We start from the raw sequence: 17544 nt of genomic DNA, 5'->3' as shown, positions 1-17544 counted from the left end.
GCTTGTTCGTTTCGCGTCGCACCTGCTGCTCGTGAAGTCGAAGCTAGGGCGGCGGCACAAAGCTGTCGCGGTTGTGGGCGATAGTCGGAGTAAGCGACGATTACCTGGTTTTGCGCATTGTGCTCATGGACCGGAAAACGTGCATTCGGGCCGGTCCGGGCGGCTTAGAATTGACGTGTTGTCCAGCACGGTCGAGTGATGATGGGTGACCCGCGCACAGAGCACAGGAGCAGCACGCAGATGGCAATGGATTCCATGTCCCACAACCCGGCTGCCGGTGACATCGGCTCGCAGTTGGTCGACATCGGCAGCCAGGGCATCAGCGCGGGCTCCACCGCGGCGATGTCGGTGTTGAGCGGGTTGGTGCCCGCCGGCGGCGAAGAGGTCTCGATGCAGGCGGTGCTTGCGTTCGCGCAGGAGGCCGCCACCATGTTGGCGTCCAACGCGGCGGCCCAAGAGGAGCTGATGCGGACCGGCACCGCGTTGACCGACATCGCGCGCATGTACGGGGAATCCGACGACATCGCTGCGGGCGCTTTGGCATTCAGTTCCAGCCCCATGTCGAGATTGGCATCGATGGCCGGATCGGGCGGCGGCGGACTGGCCAGCGCGGCGGCGGTGCAGCCCCAATTGGGCGCCGCCGCAACCACTCCGGTGGTAGCCGGCTTGGCTCAAGAGTCCGCGATGACGTCAGCGGCGGCCAGCGCGGGGACGTCGGCAATGAGCGGCGCCGCCCCGTTGGGCAGCGGGATGGGTGCGGGCACCCCGGCCACGGGCTCCTCCAAGCCGGGACTGGCGTCGGCCACCGAACCGGCCGACGAGTCGGACGACAATCGGCGCGACGGCGACGACGACCGAGCCGACGGTCAGCGCCTGATCTGACGGACTCGTTCGCGCGTCGGGTCTGCATCAGGCCACGCACTCTTACGCTAGCGCTGACACCCGATCGTGAAGGAGCGACGTTGTGACCGACGAACCTGACATGGCCTCGATCCTGCGGCAGATGAAGGTGCCCGAACGGATGGCGGGCAGTCAGGCCCTGCGCAACTTTTTGCTCGTCTATGTCGACGACGAAGAATCGATCGAGAACAACCCGGAACGGCTCAAGCAGTTGAACGGGTTGATGATCCTGTCCCAGCTCGAGGTCATCAATGCCCTCGGGAGCATGGAGGAGGCTGCCAAGAGCCAGGCTCAGCAGCCGCCGCGCAAGCGTAGGTGGTTCTGAGTCGCCGTACGGTGAGGTGTGCGCTGGATTATCGACGGCATGAATGTGATCGGAAGCCGCCCCGACGGATGGTGGCGGGACCGTCAGCGTGCCATGACGACGTTGGTGCAGCGGCTTGACCGTTGGGCAGCAGCCGACGATCGGGTGACCGTGGTGTTCGAGCGTCCGCCGGCGTCACCCATCGCCGCGTCGGTTATCGAGGTGACGCATGCACCCAGAGCGGCCGCGAACTCCGCCGACGACGAGATCGTGCGACTGGTGCAAGCCGCCGATCTGCCGGGCGAGATCCAAGTGGTGACATCGGACAAGGTGCTTGCCGAGCGGGTCCGCAGCCTGGGCGCCTCGGTGTACCGTGCGGAACGATTCCGTGATCTGATCGACCCTCGCGACGCCAAATCCGGAGTACGACATGCCGATTGACCAAAATCGGGTCTGTGCGCTCGCGCGGATCGAGATCCCGATCATTCAGGCGCCGATGACCTACATCGCGGGCGCGCAACTGGCGGCCGCGGTATCCAACGCCGGCGGGCTCGGCATCATCGAGACCACTTCGGAGCAGGGCCGTGCCGATCTGCGCCGCGTACGCGACCTCACCGACCGGCCCGTCGGAGCCAACATCGCGCTGCTGTTCAACCGTGACCCGGCGATGGTGGATTTGTTGGTGGCCAACGGCGTTCGGTTCGTGACGACCTCGGCCGGAGATCCGGGGCTGTTCACCGCACGCCTGCACGATGCGGGCATCACCGTCTTCCACGTCGTCGGTACCTTGTCGGCGGCCAGGAAGGCCGTCGATGCCGGCGTGGACGGCCTGGTGGTCGAGGGTGTCGAAGGCGGCGGGTTCAAGAACCGGTTCGGCGCTTCGACGATGGTGCTGTTGCCGTTGGTCGCGGCCCACGTCGACGTCCCGATCGTCGCCGCGGGCGGCATCTGCGACGCCCGCTCCATGGCCGCTGCGCTCGTCCTCGGCGCCGAGGGTGTGCAGATGGGCACGCGACTGCTCGCCTCGGCGGACTCCCCGGTCCACGGCAATCTCAAGCAGGCGGTGGTGAGTGCGGACGAGACGGGCACCGTATTACTGCCGTTGGACGGCCGGCGGATGATGCGGGTGATCCGCACGCCCGCCGCGGAAAAGCTGGATGCCTCAGCTTCGGCGGAAGCGGGCGGCGCCGCGCTGCAACGGGTCCAGCGGCTCTACTTCGATGGCGACATGGACGCCAGCGTCGCCAACACCGGTCAGGTGGCCGGACGTATCGAGGATCTGCCGCCGGCGGCTGACATCATCACCGGCATGTGGGCCGGGTGTCGGGAGGTGCTGGCTGCGACGGCCCGTCGTCTCGGCCAAGCCTCGTGCACATAAACCGTACTGCGGATATCCGATCTCATCCCCGATGACTATGAGCGCCGTTCGAAAAATTCGACAAGCAGGCAGCGACAATCCGTCAATTCATGCATTGTCAAATTTGTTGACACGACGTTCCGATACAAGACCAGAGCAGTCAAAGAGTCTGTCTTGCAACAACTCTTAACGATCGGATCGATTGCTAGTGGGAACGCGTCCTGTCAATTCCCGGATACCCGAATTGGCTGTTCAAGAACTCCCCATTAATTCTCAACGGGCTATTCCCGATAACGTGCCGCAGCGCTAATATCCCACAAATCACGATCGCGGACTCAGGGAGCGCGCATGACCGACGAACACCGAATCCTGGCGGTTCGCGTGGTGCTGGGCCTGGTGATGACAGCGGTCGCTGCGACCATGCTCGCGGGGTGCCCGGCCGGTACCAATCCGCCGCTCCAGCCGCGTGCCGCGGTGATGACAACGCACACCACCCCCTGACGCCCGTCCGCGGCGTGCACGTACGCATGCCGACACCAGGCCAATTGGCGATTTCGCTGATGATTTGAGCCGCAGGTCACCGCATGCTGGCTAGCATGACCGAAACCAGCCTGCCCGATCTGGACTTGGACGCAGACATGAGTGAGCTTCCGACCGGAACCGTCACCTTGCTGCTGGCCGACGTCGAGGGTTCGACCCGACTGTGGGAGACCGACCCGGACGCGATGCGGGCCGCGGTCGAGCGCCTGGACCTCCATCTTTCGGACGCGACCGCCACCCACCACGGTGTGCGACCCGTCGAACAGGGTGAGGGCGACAGCTTCGTGATCGCGTTCGGCCGCGCCGTGGACGCGCTCAGTTGCGCGCTGGAGTTGCAGCAAACGGCGCCGGCGCCGATCAAGTTGCGCATCGGCATCCACACCGGGGATGTGCAGTTGCGCGACGAGAGCAACTACATCGGCTCGACGATCAACCGCACCGCCCGGTTGCGCGACCTCGCGCACGGCGGTCAAACCGTGCTCTCCGGAGCGACCGAGCTGCTGGTCATCGACCAGTTGCCGGCAGCCGTCACACTCACGGATCTGGGTTCACATCCGCTGCGGGACTTCGCCCGGCCCGAGCGCGTGCTGCAGCTCTGCCATCCGGACCTGCGCAACGAGTTCCCGTCCCTGCGGGTTGCGAAAACGGCTGCGACGCAGAACCTTCCGGTGCAACTCACCAGCTTTGTCGGGCGGGCCGGGCAGACAGCCGAGCTGAGTGAGCTGCTGAGCGCCAACCGGCTGGTGACACTGACCGGCGCGGGCGGGTCGGGCAAGACGCGGCTGGGCCTCGAGGTCGCAGCGGCACTGACCCCTCGGATGCCCGGTGGGGTGTGGTACGTCGACCTGGCTCCCCTCACCGACGCCGACGTCGTGCCGGTAGCGGTCGCTCGCGCGCTGGGCCTACCCGACGAGTCCGGTCAGTCGACGCCGGACACCCTGATCCGATTCATCGCCGATCAGCGCCTGCTGATTGTGCTCGACAACTGTGAGCATCTCCTGGATGCGAGCGCATCGCTGGCAACGGCGATCCTCGGGGCGTGCCCGGAGCTGCGGTTGCTGACCACGAGCCGGGAACCGATCGGGGTGCCCGGCGAGGTCACCTACGTGGTGCCGTCGTTGTCGCTGGCCGACGAAGCGATCCAGTTGTTCACCGACCGCGCCCGCCGCGCGCAGTCGGATTTCGCTGTCTCCGAGGACAATGCCGCGACGGTCACCGAGATCTGCCGAAGGCTCGACGGCATGCCGCTGGCCATCGAACTCGCCGCGGCGCGGGTGCGGGCGCTGACCCTCGACGAAATCCTCGCCGGACTGCACGATCGCTTCCGCCTGCTCACCGGCGGCGCTCGCCGGGCGGTGCGCCGTCAGCAGACGTTGCATGCCTCGGTGGACTGGTCGCATGCCCTACTCACCGATAGCGAACGGGTGCTGTTTCGGCGGCTGGCCGTCTTTCTCGGCGGCTTCGATCTGCCCGCCGCCCATGCGATTTCCGCCGAGGCCGGCGTGGAACGCTACCAGGTGCTCGACCAACTCACCCTGCTCGTGGACAAGTCGCTACTGAATGCTGAAAACCGCTGCGGCCGAACGCGATACCGGCTGCTGGAGACCGTCCGCCAATATGCGCTGGAGAAATTGGGCGAATCCGGCGAGGCCGACGGCATCGGCACCCGCCATCGGGACTACTACACCGCACTGGCAGCCGAGCTCGACGCACCGGGCGGCGCCGATCATGCGCAGCGCCTCGAGCAGGCGGAGATCGAGATCGACAATCTCAGAGCCGCATTCGCCTGGTCGCTGGAGAACGGTGACAGCGTGCCGGCGTTGCGGCTCGCGGCATGCCTTCAGCCACTGTGGTTTTCGCGGTGGCGCTTGAAGGAAGGTCTCGCCCTGCTCGACGCCGCGCTGGCGGCCGAGGCCACCACCGATACTGACTATGATTCGGCGCGCGTGCGGGCACTGGCCGACAAAGGTCTGATACTCGCCTATCTCGGCACCACCGACAGCGCGCCGATCGCCGAACAGGGGCTTGCCCTGGCACGCGAGATCGCCGAGCCTGATGTGCTCATGCGGGCGCTCGTGACGCACGGAAACGCGTACGCCTATGACGCCGACGTCGCACGAGCGGACTTCGTCGAAGCCGCCGCGCTGGCTCGCGAACTCGGCGACCAATGGCGACTGAGCGGGATTCTGGGCTGGCGATCGGTAGCCGGAATGGTGGTGGGTGACCACGACGCCATCCGTGCCGCGGCGACCGAAGGTCGTGAACTTGCCGAAGCGATCGGTGATCAGTCCACCGCACGGGTGTGTCGGTTGGCACTCGCGACCGCGCACACCGATCGGGGCGAGGTGAGGCTGGCCACCGCCCCGCTGCGCGAGGTCATCGTCGATTCGACAACAGCCCGCGATGTGTTCTGCCGATCAGTCGCGTTGATAAATCTGGTTTTTGCGCTGGTCTGGCAAGGCGACGTGGACGGCGCACAGGCGGCGATGGATGAGTTTCTGGACGATCGCTCGAAACCGGGCGAACTCGTGGACCGCGTCGGCTACTCGGCGATCGGCCTCATCAAGCTGTTCCGGGGGGACATCACCGGGGCGTGCGAGGCATACGAAGCGGCACTGCAGCGCACCCCGATAACGCCCGCGACGGTGGTCACTTACGTGGTGTCGGCATTGCCGTTGCTCGGCGGCGACCTCGCCGCAGCGCGCCGCCGTGCCGACGAGGTGGTGGCGGCGGCAAAGGACATCTCGCTGGTGGCGGCGCTGGCTACCCGAGCCCGCGTCGCGATCACGCAGCGCGAGTTCGAGCAAGCCGGCGACGATGCGCTCCAGGCACTCATCGTGGCGGACCAATCCCACGGCTACATGAGTGTGGCGGAGGCGTTCGAATGCCTGGCCTACCTTGCGGCGGAGGCCGGTAATCAGCGAGAAGCGGCACGCCTGTTCGGAATTGCCGCTGCCGCACGCCAGTCCACCGGTGTCGTCCGATTCCCGATGCTCGAAGCCGATCATGAGAGTCAGCTCGCCGCGGTCCGAGACCAGTTGGGCGAGAACGAGTTTCAAGCCGCCTGGGATGAGGGTGCGGCCGTGACGATCGAGGAGGCGATCGCCTACGTCCGCCGCGGCCGCGGTGAGCGCACCCGCGCGAGCACCGGCTGGGACTCGCTGACCCGCGCGGAACTCGACGTGGCCAGGTTGGTCAGTGCGGGCCTGGGCAACAAAGAAGTCGCGGCACGGTTGTTCGTCTCACCGCGCACCGTGCAGGCGCATCTGACGCACATCTACACCAAGCTCGGGTTCAGTTCGCGGGTGCAGCTCGCCCAGGAAGCGGCACGGCGCGGCTGAGGTTGTCAGTCCAGCGCGGCCAGCGCGGCGTCGTAATCGGGCTCCTGGGCGATCTCGGGCACCAGTTCGGTGTAGGTGACGTTGCCGTCGGCGCCGATCACCACGATGGCGCGGGCCAGCAACCCGGCCATCGGGCCGTCGGCGATCGTGACGCCATAGTCCTCACCGAAGCTGTCCCGGAACGCCGAGGCGGTCGTGACATTCTCGGTGCCCTCGGCGCCGCAGAACCGCTGCTGGGCGAACGGCAGATCCTTGGACACGCACACCACCGACGCGCCGGTGGCACCGGCGCGCTCGTTGAACGTCTTCACGCTCTTCGCGCACACCGGGGTGTCCACCGACGGGAAGATGTTCAGCAACACGGCTTTACCGCCGAACTGTTCGTTGCTGACCGTGCCGAGATCGCCGCCGGTCAAGGTGAATGCCGGGGCCGGGGAGCCAACGGCGGGAAGGTCGCCGACGGTGTTGATCGCATTTCCGCGCAAAGTTATCTGTGCCATGTGCACAGTCTGCCAAGCAGCGCCCCGCCGCCCTTGATCGGGTCCTGATGTCCTGATTCGTGGGCACCATGACGTAGACGCCATGGTGTCGCATGGCCAAGACTGTCCGCATGGCACGCAAAGTCGTCATCGCCGGCTTCCCGGGAGTGCAGGCGCTTGATCTGATCGGGCCCTACGAAGTGTTCACCGGTGCATCTTTGCTGACTCAGGGCGGTTACGACGTTCTCGTGGCCTCGCTGGAGGGACAAACCATCAGCACCGCCGCGGGGTTGGGCTTCACCGCCGCGCCGCTCCCCGATCCCCGCGACCGGGTCGATACCGTCGTGCTGCCGGGTGGCGGCGGCGTCGACGCTGCACGGGCCAACCCCGAGTTTCTGGACTGGATCAAGGCGGTGGCCCGAACCGCCCGCCGCATCGTCACGGTCTGCACGGGCGCCTTCCTGGCAGCCGAAGCCGGATTGCTGGACGGGCATCGCGCGACCACGCACTGGGCGTTCGCCGACCGGTTGTCCGCTGAGTTTCCGGACATCGAGGTCGATCCCGACCCGATTTTCGTCCGCAGCAGCGCACGCATCTGGACCGCCGCAGGCGTCGCCGCCGGGATCGACCTGGCGCTGTCGCTGGTGGAGGACGATTACGGCACCGAGGTGGCGCAGACGGTCGCCCGCTGGCTGGTGTTGTATCTGCGGCGTCCCGGCGGGCAGACCCAGTTCGCCGCACCGGTGTGGATGCCGCGGGCCAAACGGACGTCGATCCGGGATGTGCAGGAGGCCATCGAGTCCGAACCGGGTGGTTCACACAGCGTCGACGAGTTGGCGCGGCGGGCGGCGATGAGCCCGCGGCACTTCACCCGGGTGTTCACCGAAGAGGTCGGGGAGGCGCCCGGGCAGTACGTCGAACGCGTGCGCACCGAGGCCGCGCGCCGGCAACTCGAGGAAACCGACGACACCGTCGTGGCGATCGCGTCGCGGTGCGGCTTCGGCACCGCGGAAACCATGCGGCGCAACTTCATTCGGCGCGTCGGCATCCCACCTGATCAGTACCGCAAGGCGTTCGCCTGATCGCCAGCGTCTGCTCGAGAAACCAAGGAGAACACCCATGACCCAGATCGCCTTCGTGGCCTACCCGGGATTCACTGCGCTGGACATGATCGGCCCCTACGAGATGCTGCGTCAACTGCCGCACGCTGAGGTGCGCTTCGTCTGGCACGAGGTCGGGCCGGTCACCGCCGATTCCGGCGTGCTGGTGATCGGCGCCACCCACACGCTGGCCGAAACACCTTCGCCCGACGTCATCCTGGTGCCGGGCGGTCCGGGGACGCCGGTGCACGCACGCGACGAGAAGCTGCTCGGCTGGCTGCGTCAAGCTCACCAGACTGCCAGCTGGACCACGTCGGTGTGCTCCGGTTCGGTGATCCTGGCGGCCGCCGGCCTGCTTCAGGATCGGCGCGCGACATCGCACTGGATCACCCTGCCCGCGCTGAAGGCGTTCGGCGTCACGCCGGTCGCCGACGAACGAATTGTGCACGAGGACAACATCATCACCAGCGCAGGCGTGTCCGCGGGTCTGGATCTCGGGCTCTGGCTGGCCGGCCAGATCAGTGGCCAGGCGCGCGCCAAGGCCATCCAGTTGGCCCTCGAATACGACCCGCAGCCGCCGTTCGACTCGGGCCACATGTCCAAGGCGTCGGTTACGACCAAAGCCGCGGCCACGGCGTTGTTGTCCAAGGACAGTGCCGCACCCGCCACCCTCAAGGCCGCGACGCTGCTGGCGTGGGACCGCGCACTGCAGGTCGCGCGCACGCGTCGGCGCAAGCGGTCGTTGGCCCGCGTCTAAGTGCGGGGTTCCGGAAACTTCTTGGACGCGAACCGGCCGCCGGCCTCCAGCCAGGCGCCGACGGCGCCGGGGGCGTCGCGGTTCGGGTTGTAGATGTCCTCTTCACTGGAGAACAGACCGTCGCCGGCGTAGACCAGCCGGGTCCAGTTCGGGAACCAGAACGGCTCGCCGTCGGGGTCGGTGGGGTGATCGAGCAGATTCTTGATCATGATGACTACGGCGTCGTTGTCTTCGTCGTAGGCGGTCCAGCCGGCGGGAAACCGCATGTGCGGGAACGGCGCCATCACGGCCACGATCCATTCACGTACCTCCTCGCGGCCGTGGAAAGTCCCGTAGTGATGCTCGATGTAGACGACATCCTCGGTGAACAGATCCGCGAACGGACGCCAGTCGCCCGACGCCGAGCAGCCTTCGACGACGGTCGTGTAGTTGCGGACGGCTTGCTCGATCTCTGCTTTGGCGAACTTGCCCATACCGGACACACTAGAGCCCATGGACGGGCGGGAGATGAAGGCTACGCCTGCCCCTGAGCCCGACGAAGCCCGGTTCAGTTGCGCGGTCTGCGGCAACCTGGCCGGCCGGGTCAAGTTCCTGACTCCTGCCGACGCGGTCGGGGACGAGCCGGGGTCCACCTTGCAGGCGCTGGCCGAACTGGACGTGCTGCAACGGCCCGCGCAACAAGCCGCGTTGTTGGTGCAGACGTTTTTCGGCGTCATCACGCAGCCGGTGTCGAGTGAGCGGGTCGAATGGCTCAGCTACGCAATCGCCGACGGCGACGCCGCGGCGCTCTATCGAATGGGCCACGCCTATGCCCCCTTTCACTGCCCCGACTGCCCGGCGTGCTACTGCGGTGAGCACTGGGACTGGCGGGAATTCGACGACGAGCCCTTCAGCGGCGTCGAAGGTCGCTGTCCCCGGGGACATTTCCACGTGCTGAGTTACTGAACGATGCAGGGTTTGCCGAATTGCGTTCGCACACCGCGGGAAAACATCGCAGGCAGAGGGTCTCCTGCGGGCTGGACCCCGGCCGCCGCCACCAGCTCGTCGTGCAATTCCACGATCTGCGCGGCCTGCAGCGGCCATTGCACGTGATCGTTCGGCAGCCACCACGTTCGGCCCGCCTTGCGGGTGTGCGCGCCCCAGCGGGCAGTGAGCCACACCTGCAGCGGCGTCGGTTCGATCACGTCGCCCACATCGACCGTCACCAGGCAGCGCAGCCCGCGCCGCGGCCAGCGCCGGACGCTGGTGTAAGTGATCCGGTTGTCCGAGCGGGTGATTCGCATCTTGGCCCACGTGTAGGGCACCCCGAGACCGATCCGGGTCACCGGCACCACCGCCAGTCGCTCGGTTTCCAGTGACCGGAACAGCACCCCGTGGCGTCCGGCGTCGTCGACCGAATACAACCGCACGTTCGTCTCGTGGAACGACCCGAGATACGGAAGCGGTAGTGCCGCACCCAATTTGGTGCTGGTCATGGTGAACGGAACCAGGCCGACGTAAGCCCACCCGTCGGCGAAGACGTCGGGACGGGTCCCGGGCGGATACAGGTGCGCGATGCCCTCGGGCGCCACCGGCCAGTGGATGAAGGTCAGTTCGCTCCAGTATTGGTCGAAGGTGACCGGACGCACCAGCGGCGGCGGTGTGACCGGATACCCCACCAGTTCCGGGGCCCGGTCGGGTTCGTCGGCAGACGGGGTGGCGCTCACCGGATCAGGGTGCCGTCCAGATATTGCGCGCGGCACGCGACGCGGGCCAGCTTGCCGCTGGTGGTTCGCGGGATGGCACCGGCCGGCAGGAAACGCACGTCGGCGACCGGCAGGCCGTGCCGGCTGGACACCGCGGCGCGGATGGCGTCCATCGCGGGTGCCGGGTCGGCGCGGCTGGTGCCGGTGGCGCGTTCGGCGATGACCACCAAACCGTCCGGCCCGACGAACACCGTCACGTATCCCCGTCGCACCATCGGCGACGCCTCGGCCACGGTGGCCTCGATGTCCTGCGGGTAGTGGTTGCGACCGTCGACGGTCACCAGATCGGCGATCCGGCCGGTGACGTAGAGCTCGCCGTCGAGGTAGACGGCCAGGTCGCCGGTGCGCAGCCAGTTCCCGTCGACATCGGATCCAGTGGCATGGCTACCTGCCGGGAGGGTCGACTTCAGCTTGGCGCCGAACGTCGCACGCGTCTCCTGCGGGCGTCCCCAATAACCGCGTCCCACGTTGTCGCCCTGCAGCCACGGCTCGCCGATCTGACCGTCGGGCAGTTCGCAACCGGTTTGCGGGTCGACGATGACCAGCCACAGACTGCGGGCCACCTGGCCGCACGACACCTGCGCGACGGCGTTGGGCGCATCCGGGGCCACCCGGACCGCGCGCCCCGCACCGAGTTGCTCACGGTCCAGATAGATCACCGAGGTCTCGGCGGCGTGGTCGATGGTGGCGATCATCAGCGTCGCCTCGGCGATACCGTAGGAGGGTTTGAATGCGGTGCGCGGCAACCCATATGGGGTGAACGCCTTCTCGAAGGTCCGCACCGCGTCGACGCTGACCGGCTCGGAGCCGATGATCAGCACGACGTTTCCGAGGTCGATGTCGTGCCCGGCGGCGGGCAGACCGCGCTGCGCCGCCCACTCGTAGGCGAAGTTGGGCGCCGCGGTGACCACACGGCCGGTCCGCGAGCCGTCCGACAGTGCCTGAATCCAGCGTTGCGGCCGGCGCACGAACGCCGTGGGTGACATCAGCGTGGTGTGGCCCCCGTAGACGGTGGGAAAGCCGATCATCGACAGGCCCATGTCGTGGTAGAGCGGCAACCAGCTCACGCCATGGGTGTTCCGGTTGAGCAGGTCGATCGACAGGATCATCTGGGTCAGGTTGGTCGCCACCGCCCGGTGGGTGATCTCCACGCCCACGGGCGGCCGGGTCGCACCGGAGGTGTACTGCAGATAGGACACCGCGTCCATGTCCAGCGCCACGGGGACGAACAGGTCCTGGGTCGCGTCGGGGATCTGGTCGACGACCAGTACCCGCGGCTCGGCAAGCCCGGCAACGGTTTTCAGAAAGCTCTCGACGGCATCCTTGGCCGCGGTCGTGGTGAGGACGACGGTCGGCTTCGAGTCAAGAAGCGCGGTTTGCAGACGTTCGGCGTGGCCGGGTAGCTCGGGAGCGAACAGCGGCACCGCGATGGTGCCCGCCTTGATCGCGGCGTAGTAGCCGACGACCCAGTCGATGCTCTGCGACGCCAGTATCGCGACCCGGTCACCGGGCCCGGCATGCTGCTGAATGTGTGCGGCGACCGCGCGCAGCCGAACCCCGAACTGCGCCCAGGTCACGTCCTGGGCGTGTGCTTCGCCCGGGCGCCCATAGTCCAGGAAACGGTAGGCGACCTCGTGGCCGACGTGGCGGATATTGCGGTCGATCAGCGAGATCAGCGTCGTGTCCGGGGGCAACGCGATGTTCCCGTCGGCGTCCAGGCAATCCTCGATCTCGAGCAGGCCGTCGGGCACTGCTGGCTCCTGCCGGGCACCGCCTTCCATGACCGCAGTCTATAAACCGCTCGCTGGGCTACTCCCCCGCCGCCGGCTCGTGCTCACCGGAGTCGTGGTAACCCGACCCGAATTGCGGAACCTGTAGCGGTTCGTCATTGCGCACTGCGTTGACGGCGTTGGTCAGCAGCGGAGCCAACCCCGCGAAAGACCCGACGTCGAACAACAGCAGCGTGAGCAGGCGATTGTGCACGTAGCCGAACGAGCTGCCGGACTCCGGATCCGCCCAGCCGACCGTCCCGCCCAGACCGATGTGACCGTAACCTTCCAAAAACCCTGGGACAGGCGATGATTGGTAACCCTGGTGGTAGGTGAAGGGCAGACCCAGGTTCAGGTCCGGCCACAGTTCGGCCTTGCCCTTCATCCCGGATACCGCCTCCGACGACAGCACCCGGGTGCCGTCGATGACGCCGTCGTTGGCCAGCACCGCGTACGTCTTCGCCAGCGCGCGTGCGGTCACCACGCCGTTGACCGCTGGCAGCTCGCCATCCAAAAACGGCATGTCGTCCTGCAGCATCGACATGATGCCGGGGAAATAAATCGAGCCGAGCAGCCCGGAGAAGGACAGCCCCGCGACCTTGGGAGCGATGAAGTCCAGCAGCGGGGTCGGGATCTTGGCCTGGGGCAGCAGCGTCTGCGCGGCCTTGGTCGGACACTCGGCCGGTGGCCGGCCGAGGTGCAACCCGTCGGTGTTCAGTGGGCGGGCGAGTTCCTCTCGGAACAGTTCCCGCATCCCTTTGCCGGTGGCCGCGCGGGCCAGACCGGAGAGCAACCAGCCGTAGGTGATCGCGTGGTAGGCCATCTTGCCGTGCGCGCGGTCCACCGGGGCCGCCGCCAGACGCTGCTCCATCAGCAGGTGGTCCATGATCGTGTCCTTGTCGACGCCCTTGAGGTGCGACAGACCGGCGCGGTGCCGCAAGACGTCGCTGACGGTGATCTCGGACTTGCCGTTGGCCGCGAACTCGGGCCAGTAGTCGGCGACCGGCGCATCGTAGGACAGCAGACCGCGATCGACGAGAAGGTGAATGATGGTGGCGGCCAAGCCTTTTGTCGCCGAAAACACCATGGCGCCGGTGTCGGCGGTCCACAGCACGTCGCCCTTGCGGTCCGAATAGCCCGTCCAGACGTCGACCACCTGTCGGCCGTCGACGAACACCGACAGAGCCCCGCCGCCGAACTTGCGCCCGGGATACAACCCGGCGAACGCACGGGTCACATTCAGGAAGCGGGAATCACACGCGCCCTGCACGCCGGAAGGTAAACCATTGTCGCTGGTGAGAATCGACGGTTGCGCCATACCGTGAATGATGGCAGCTTGCTAGCCCGGCATCCAGATGCTGCCCAGCGCGTCGATCATGGCCCCGGGGTCCTGATTGTCGACGTTGCAGCTGACGGCCACGGCCGTGCGACGGTCACTGCTGATGCGGAACGCGGTGACGAAGCCGGCCCAAACCCCGGGATGATCGAGCATGCCGTTGGCAAGTGACTGGATCCCGGCGCCGTAGCGGTCGCCGCCGCCCGGCTCGGTCTCCACCGCCCCGGCCAGTTGCGCGTCGAGCAGCTGTGGACCGCCGACCTTGCCGGTCCGATAGTTGTCGGCCCACCGAACCAACTGGCCGGGTGTGGTCTGGATGCCGCCGTCGCCGACCTGTTCCCATTTGAAGTCCACGACTTGGTAGTCGTCTGACTTGGTGTACGCCACAGCCTTGTTCGGAAACTTGGCGACGGGCTCGAGCGCCATGTTCAGGCCGAGCGGACGGAAGATCTCGGCGCCGATGAAGTCCGCGAGCGCACGACCCGAGACGCGGTGCACGATCTCGCCGAGCAACAGGTAGTTGGAGTTGTTGTACTCGTAGCGCGAACCGGGCCTGAAGCTCAACTCCGGCGCCGACACCAGCGCCTGCAGCGCCTGCGCTTCGGTGGTGCGGTCGGTGTAGCTGAATCCTTGCTCCTGAAGCAGGTTCGAGTAGTCGGGGATCCCGCTGGTGTGATGCATCAGCTGGGCCAGGCTGACGCTTGCGGCCCACGGCGGCATCTCGGGCAGGTGCTGCGACAGCCGATCGTCCAGCGTGAGTCTGCCCGCCTCGGACAGCAACAGAATCGACGTGGCGGTGAACTGCTTGGACACCGAAGCGATGTCGAAGACCGTGTCCGCAGTGATCTTGGTCTTGTTGCTCAAGTCGGCCAGACCCGCGACGCCGGTCCAGGCGATACGACCCTCGATGCCCACCGCGGCCGAACAGCCCGGCCCGTCGGCCTTGACCGCGGAGTCCAGCACGTGCTGGCTGTTTCCGGCCTGGGCGCCGGAGACTGTCGTGGTCGCGGTGCCGGTCCCGGAGACGGGCGCGTCATGGGCATTACTGCAACCGGCGATCACCAGCACTGAGATCAGCCACGCCGCGCCGCACCGGCAGCGAGAGAACCTATTCGTCATCGACATCGGTTGTCGGGCAATCTCATCCATTCGCTGACTGGTCAGGCATCGGTGCGCAGTAGCCGCCCGACCACGGAGCGGTTCGGGTCGGCTTCGCGTTCGGCGAGCATCAGTTCGATACCGTCCTCGATCGCTGCGGCGGTACGTTCGCGCACCTTGCGGGCGGCGTTGTCGTCATCTTCCTGACCCTGGAATTCAGCGGTGCCGATCGGCTCACCGAACCAGTAGTACTGCCGTTCGGGACGCGGCAGCGGCGTCAGGCCCACGCCACGCACCAGCGGCGGCGCGTCAGAAACCCCCAGCAGCTTCTCGGCCAGGAACTGCACCGGCGCCAACAGCGGGGATTGGTTGTCCAGCACGATGTCGATGCCGTGTTCGGCGCCCACCGAGGCGAACGGCACGATCGGGTAGCCGAATCGAATCGCCAAGCGCGCGAACCCGAGTCGGTTCTTCCAGACCAACTTGTAGCGTTCGTTCTTGCGTTTGTTGACTTCACGGCCACCGCCGGGGAACACCATCACGAGTTCACCGCGTCGCATCAATTCGGCGGCATTCTCCCGGGTGCCGTCGACCACGCCCATCCTCTTCAGCCCGTCCCCCCAGCCGGGAACTTTGAAGTGGGCGTGGTCACCGAGGGAGCGGACCAATCTGTCCCGCTCCCACAGTTCGGCCGCCAGCAACGGCGCATCGACGATGCCGAGCGTGTTGTGATTGCCTACCAGCAGCGCGCGTTCGGTCGGCACGTTGTCAATGCCATATACCTTGGGCTTGATCAACTTTCGCAACGGCTTCAGCACGTTCAGCGCCGCTGCGACGTCGGCCTTGGTGAGGGTGGCCAACTCGGTGACGTCGTCGGCTTTCGGCACATGGTGAGTATGCCCCTGCCGGCGGCCGCACGGAATCACTTCCGTTGCGAAGGTCCGGCCCGGGGTCGCCTACCGGCCGCGCGGTAGGGTACACGGCGACATTCATCGAGACGGGGAGTTTGACATGTCGGGTCGCAAGTTCACATTCGAGGTCAACAAGACCACCAGTGCACCCCCCGCAACTGTGTTCCGGCTGGTGACCGACGGTGGCAACTGGTCGTCCTGGGCAAAGCCCGTCGTCATGACCTCCAGTTGGGTGCGGCAGGGCGACCCCGCCCCGGGTGGGGTCGGAGCCATCCGCAAGCTCGGCATGTGGCCGGTGTTCGTGCAGGAGGAAACCGTCGAGTACGAACAGGACTACCGGCACGTCTACAAGCTGGTGGGATCCCGGCAGCCGGTCACCGATTACGTCGCCGAGGTGGTACTGACCCCGACCCAGACGGGCGGCACCAATATCTACTGGGGCGGGTCGTTCACCGAGAAGGGACGCGGGACCGGCGCGGCCGCGCGTGCCGCGATGGGCGGCGCGGTCAAGTACTTCGCGGGCAAGTTGGTGAAGGCGGCCGAGCGCGAATCGCCTACCCGGTAGCCTTGGCGGACAACGCTTTTCGCAGTTACTGAGCTCCGACCTCGTCCTGGTATTTCTTGGTCATGTGCTCGATGGCCTGCAACTGCGTCTGAGCCAGTCCCTCACGCATCTGGCCGGCGCGTTCCGCGGCTGCCAACGTGGGTTCGGCCTGTCCCTGGAAGTGCGGCATCACTTCCGCGGCGAACAGCTCGGCCGAGCGTCTGGTCGCGGCCGGATTGGCCCACTCGTGGCCCATCTGCAGCATGCAGCCGAAACCACCGGATTGATCCCACAACCGCTGGACCTGTTCCCGGGCACGCTCGGGGGTGCCGATCACCCCGGCGCCGTTCTCGTTGATCATGTCGATCATCTCGTCGAGCCGGTCCCCCGGCATCGTCATCTGCGGGAAGGCGGCCACCTTCTGGAAATAGCGGAACCAGGGTTCGATGCCGAATTTCACGTCGGCGCGGGCTTGTTCGTCGGTTTCGGCGATGTGCATGGGCCCCACCAGAGTCCAGTTGCTGCGGTCGACGCGGGTGCCGAATTTCGCCGCACGCTCCTCGACGATGCCCCAGTGGTAGGCCAGCGCGTCGAAGCCCTCGACGACCAGTGTCGCGCCGATGGACAGCAACCCGATGCCGTGCTTGCCGGCCAGTCGCGCTCCCGTCGGCGACGCGACCGCGGCGACCGCCAGCGGAATCCCACCGTCTGAGTAGGGGGCGAGCTGCAGCCTGGCGTCGAAGAGTTGGTGGGTGGGGGTCTTGGCGCTGACCGTCTCCCCCGCCAGCAGCCGGACCACGATGTCGAGGTTGGTCTCGAGCAACTCGCGGGTGTCGGTGGGCGTCAGCCCGATCATGGACGAGTCGGTGGGCAGTGATCCGGGGCCGACCCCGCCGATGATGCGGCCGTGGGTGAGGTGATCGAGCAGCATCAGCCGGTCCGCCACCCACAGCGGGTTGTGGTAGGACAGCGAGATGACACCGGTGCCGAATCGAATCCGCTTGGCCCGCTGAGCCGCCGCCCCGATGAATATCTCTGGGGAACTGATGATTTCGCTGCCGGCCGAGTGGTGCTCGCCGATCCATGCCTCGTCGAATCCCAGCGCGTCGAGATGTTCGACGAACTCCAGATCACGCTGCAGAGCGAGCGTCGGGTTGGTGCCGGCGCGGTGGAATGGTGCGATGAAATATCCGAACCTGAGCTTCGCCATCGGGGCTCCCTTGCGATCGACGCTGACCGAACCCTAGCCCGGCGGGTGTAGCCCGGCGACGACGCCCGCCGGAACAGTCCCACTGGTCCCGGGGCCGCAACAAACAAGGACCGGGGTCACCCCCGGTCCTTGTCGGTCGACATCTCGTCCGCC

Annotated in this window: 18 protein-coding genes; 10 read left to right on the top strand and 8 right to left on the bottom strand. The window is 66.7% G+C overall.

What is annotated here, in order from left to right:
* Positions 1–246 precede the first annotated feature (246 nt).
* From AC5Y46_RS08750 to AC5Y46_RS08725, 6 genes are all read left to right on the top strand, one after another.
* A complete protein-coding gene (locus AC5Y46_RS08750; RefSeq protein ID WP_499990724.1) occupies positions 247–882 on the top strand; it encodes a PE family protein in 636 nt (211 codons plus the stop codon).
* Between the two features lie 82 nt (positions 883–964).
* A complete protein-coding gene (locus AC5Y46_RS08745) occupies positions 965–1225 on the top strand; it encodes a hypothetical protein (protein ID WP_499945899.1) in 261 nt (86 codons plus the stop codon).
* Positions 1226–1243: 18 nt separating this feature from the next.
* Positions 1244–1645 carry an NYN domain-containing protein gene (locus AC5Y46_RS08740; RefSeq protein ID WP_499990723.1) on the top strand — a complete coding sequence of 134 codons (402 nt, stop codon included), beginning with the start codon at positions 1244–1246 and terminating at the stop codon, positions 1643–1645.
* Entirely contained in the window at positions 1635–2582 is a 948-nt protein-coding gene (locus AC5Y46_RS08735) for an NAD(P)H-dependent flavin oxidoreductase (protein ID WP_499990721.1), read from the top strand. The genes AC5Y46_RS08740 and AC5Y46_RS08735 overlap by 11 nt, the downstream gene beginning before the upstream one ends.
* Positions 2583–2909: 327 nt before the next feature.
* Positions 2910–3062: a hypothetical protein gene (locus AC5Y46_RS08730; protein ID WP_499945902.1), complete on the top strand. Its 153-nt coding sequence runs from the start codon at positions 2910–2912 to the stop codon at positions 3060–3062.
* A gap of 137 nt (positions 3063–3199) precedes the next feature.
* Positions 3200–6442, top strand: coding sequence for a LuxR C-terminal-related transcriptional regulator (locus AC5Y46_RS08725; RefSeq protein WP_499990786.1), 3243 nt, complete (start codon positions 3200–3202; stop codon positions 6440–6442).
* A 5-nt stretch (positions 6443–6447) separates the two neighbouring features.
* Here the strand turns inward: AC5Y46_RS08725 and tpx are convergent, their stop codons facing one another.
* Positions 6448–6942: a thiol peroxidase gene (tpx, locus tag AC5Y46_RS08720; protein ID WP_499990719.1), complete on the bottom strand. Its 495-nt coding sequence runs from the start codon at positions 6940–6942 to the stop codon at positions 6448–6450.
* A gap of 110 nt (positions 6943–7052) precedes the next feature.
* Here tpx and AC5Y46_RS08715 point away from each other — a divergent pair, with 110 nt between their 5' ends.
* Together AC5Y46_RS08715 and AC5Y46_RS08710 are read left to right on the top strand one after the other, a co-directional pair.
* Entirely contained in the window at positions 7053–8003 is a 951-nt protein-coding gene (locus AC5Y46_RS08715) for a GlxA family transcriptional regulator (protein ID WP_499990785.1), read from the top strand.
* A 37-nt stretch (positions 8004–8040) separates the two neighbouring features.
* The gene (locus tag AC5Y46_RS08710; protein WP_499990718.1) at positions 8041–8778 is read left to right on the top strand and encodes a DJ-1/PfpI family protein; all 738 of its coding nucleotides are present in this window, start codon (positions 8041–8043) and stop codon (positions 8776–8778) included.
* Here the strand turns inward: AC5Y46_RS08710 and AC5Y46_RS08705 are convergent.
* Positions 8775–9251: a nuclear transport factor 2 family protein gene (locus AC5Y46_RS08705; RefSeq protein WP_499990717.1), complete on the bottom strand. Its 477-nt coding sequence runs from the start codon at positions 9249–9251 to the stop codon at positions 8775–8777. The two genes, AC5Y46_RS08710 and AC5Y46_RS08705, sit on opposite strands and share 4 nt — an antisense overlap.
* Before the next feature lie 19 nt (positions 9252–9270).
* Between AC5Y46_RS08705 and AC5Y46_RS08700 the strand changes: the two genes are divergently transcribed.
* The gene (locus tag AC5Y46_RS08700) at positions 9271–9723 is read left to right on the top strand and encodes a hypothetical protein (RefSeq protein ID WP_499990716.1); all 453 of its coding nucleotides are present in this window, start codon (positions 9271–9273) and stop codon (positions 9721–9723) included.
* Here AC5Y46_RS08700 and AC5Y46_RS08695 read toward each other — a convergent pair.
* From AC5Y46_RS08695 to AC5Y46_RS08675, 5 genes are read right to left on the bottom strand one after another with little or no spacing between them, the layout of a single operon-like run.
* Positions 9717–10484 (bottom strand): YqjF family protein, encoded by a 768-nt coding sequence (locus AC5Y46_RS08695; RefSeq protein WP_499990714.1) that lies wholly within the window; start codon positions 10482–10484, stop codon positions 9717–9719. The genes AC5Y46_RS08700 and AC5Y46_RS08695 overlap by 7 nt on opposite strands.
* Positions 10481–12304, bottom strand: a complete 1824-nt coding sequence (locus AC5Y46_RS08690; RefSeq protein WP_499990713.1) for a fatty acyl-AMP ligase — start codon at positions 12302–12304, stop codon at positions 10481–10483. Before AC5Y46_RS08690 ends, AC5Y46_RS08695 begins: the two co-directional genes overlap by 4 nt.
* Before the next feature lie 28 nt (positions 12305–12332).
* A complete protein-coding gene (gene lipD / locus AC5Y46_RS08685) occupies positions 12333–13610 on the bottom strand; it encodes a lipase LipD (protein WP_499990712.1) in 1278 nt (425 codons plus the stop codon).
* Between the two features lie 21 nt (positions 13611–13631).
* Positions 13632–14747 carry a serine hydrolase domain-containing protein gene (locus tag AC5Y46_RS08680; RefSeq protein WP_499990783.1) on the bottom strand — a complete coding sequence of 372 codons (1116 nt, stop codon included), beginning with the start codon at positions 14745–14747 and terminating at the stop codon, positions 13632–13634.
* A 41-nt stretch (positions 14748–14788) separates the two neighbouring features.
* A complete protein-coding gene (locus tag AC5Y46_RS08675) occupies positions 14789–15652 on the bottom strand; it encodes a lysophospholipid acyltransferase family protein (RefSeq protein WP_499945912.1) in 864 nt (287 codons plus the stop codon).
* 85 nt (positions 15653–15737) lie between these two features.
* Here AC5Y46_RS08675 and AC5Y46_RS08670 point away from each other — a divergent pair, with 85 nt between their 5' ends.
* Positions 15738–16202 carry an SRPBCC family protein gene (locus tag AC5Y46_RS08670; protein WP_499945913.1) on the top strand — a complete coding sequence of 155 codons (465 nt, stop codon included), beginning with the start codon at positions 15738–15740 and terminating at the stop codon, positions 16200–16202.
* A 25-nt stretch (positions 16203–16227) separates the two neighbouring features.
* Here the strand turns inward: AC5Y46_RS08670 and AC5Y46_RS08665 are convergent, their stop codons facing one another.
* Positions 16228–17391, bottom strand: coding sequence for an LLM class flavin-dependent oxidoreductase (locus AC5Y46_RS08665; protein ID WP_499990711.1), 1164 nt, complete (start codon positions 17389–17391; stop codon positions 16228–16230).
* Positions 17392–17544 lie beyond the last annotated feature (153 nt).

The organism is Mycobacterium sp. NGS59 (assembly GCF_059812345.1).
The sequence above is the reverse complement of the archived record's forward strand: the minus strand, read 5'-3'. Positions and strand labels throughout refer to the sequence as shown.

Excerpts from the sequence above, each read along its gene's own strand:
- AC5Y46_RS08750 (WP_499990724.1), top strand. The coding sequence starts at position 247 with ATGGATTCCATGTCCCACAACCCGGCTGCCGGTGACATCGGCTCGCAG.
- AC5Y46_RS08735 (WP_499990721.1), top strand. The coding sequence starts at position 1,635 with ATGCCGATTGACCAAAATCGGGTCTGTGCGCTCGCGCGGATCGAGATC.
- AC5Y46_RS08730 (WP_499945902.1), top strand. The coding sequence starts at position 2,910 with ATGACCGACGAACACCGAATCCTGGCGGTTCGCGTGGTGCTGGGCCTG.
- AC5Y46_RS08725 (WP_499990786.1), top strand. The coding sequence starts at position 3,200 with ATGAGTGAGCTTCCGACCGGAACCGTCACCTTGCTGCTGGCCGACGTC.
- tpx (WP_499990719.1), bottom strand. The coding sequence starts at position 6,942 with ATGGCACAGATAACTTTGCGCGGAAATGCGATCAACACCGTCGGCGAC.
- AC5Y46_RS08715 (WP_499990785.1), top strand. The coding sequence starts at position 7,053 with ATGGCACGCAAAGTCGTCATCGCCGGCTTCCCGGGAGTGCAGGCGCTT.
- AC5Y46_RS08710 (WP_499990718.1), top strand. The coding sequence starts at position 8,041 with ATGACCCAGATCGCCTTCGTGGCCTACCCGGGATTCACTGCGCTGGAC.
- AC5Y46_RS08705 (WP_499990717.1), bottom strand. The coding sequence starts at position 9,251 with ATGGGCAAGTTCGCCAAAGCAGAGATCGAGCAAGCCGTCCGCAACTAC.
- AC5Y46_RS08700 (WP_499990716.1), top strand. The coding sequence starts at position 9,271 with ATGGACGGGCGGGAGATGAAGGCTACGCCTGCCCCTGAGCCCGACGAA.
- AC5Y46_RS08690 (WP_499990713.1), bottom strand. The coding sequence starts at position 12,304 with ATGGAAGGCGGTGCCCGGCAGGAGCCAGCAGTGCCCGACGGCCTGCTC.
- lipD (WP_499990712.1), bottom strand. The coding sequence starts at position 13,610 with ATGGCGCAACCGTCGATTCTCACCAGCGACAATGGTTTACCTTCCGGC.
- AC5Y46_RS08680 (WP_499990783.1), bottom strand. The coding sequence starts at position 14,747 with ATGACGAATAGGTTCTCTCGCTGCCGGTGCGGCGCGGCGTGGCTGATC.
- AC5Y46_RS08670 (WP_499945913.1), top strand. The coding sequence starts at position 15,738 with ATGTCGGGTCGCAAGTTCACATTCGAGGTCAACAAGACCACCAGTGCA.
- AC5Y46_RS08665 (WP_499990711.1), bottom strand. The coding sequence starts at position 17,391 with ATGGCGAAGCTCAGGTTCGGATATTTCATCGCACCATTCCACCGCGCC.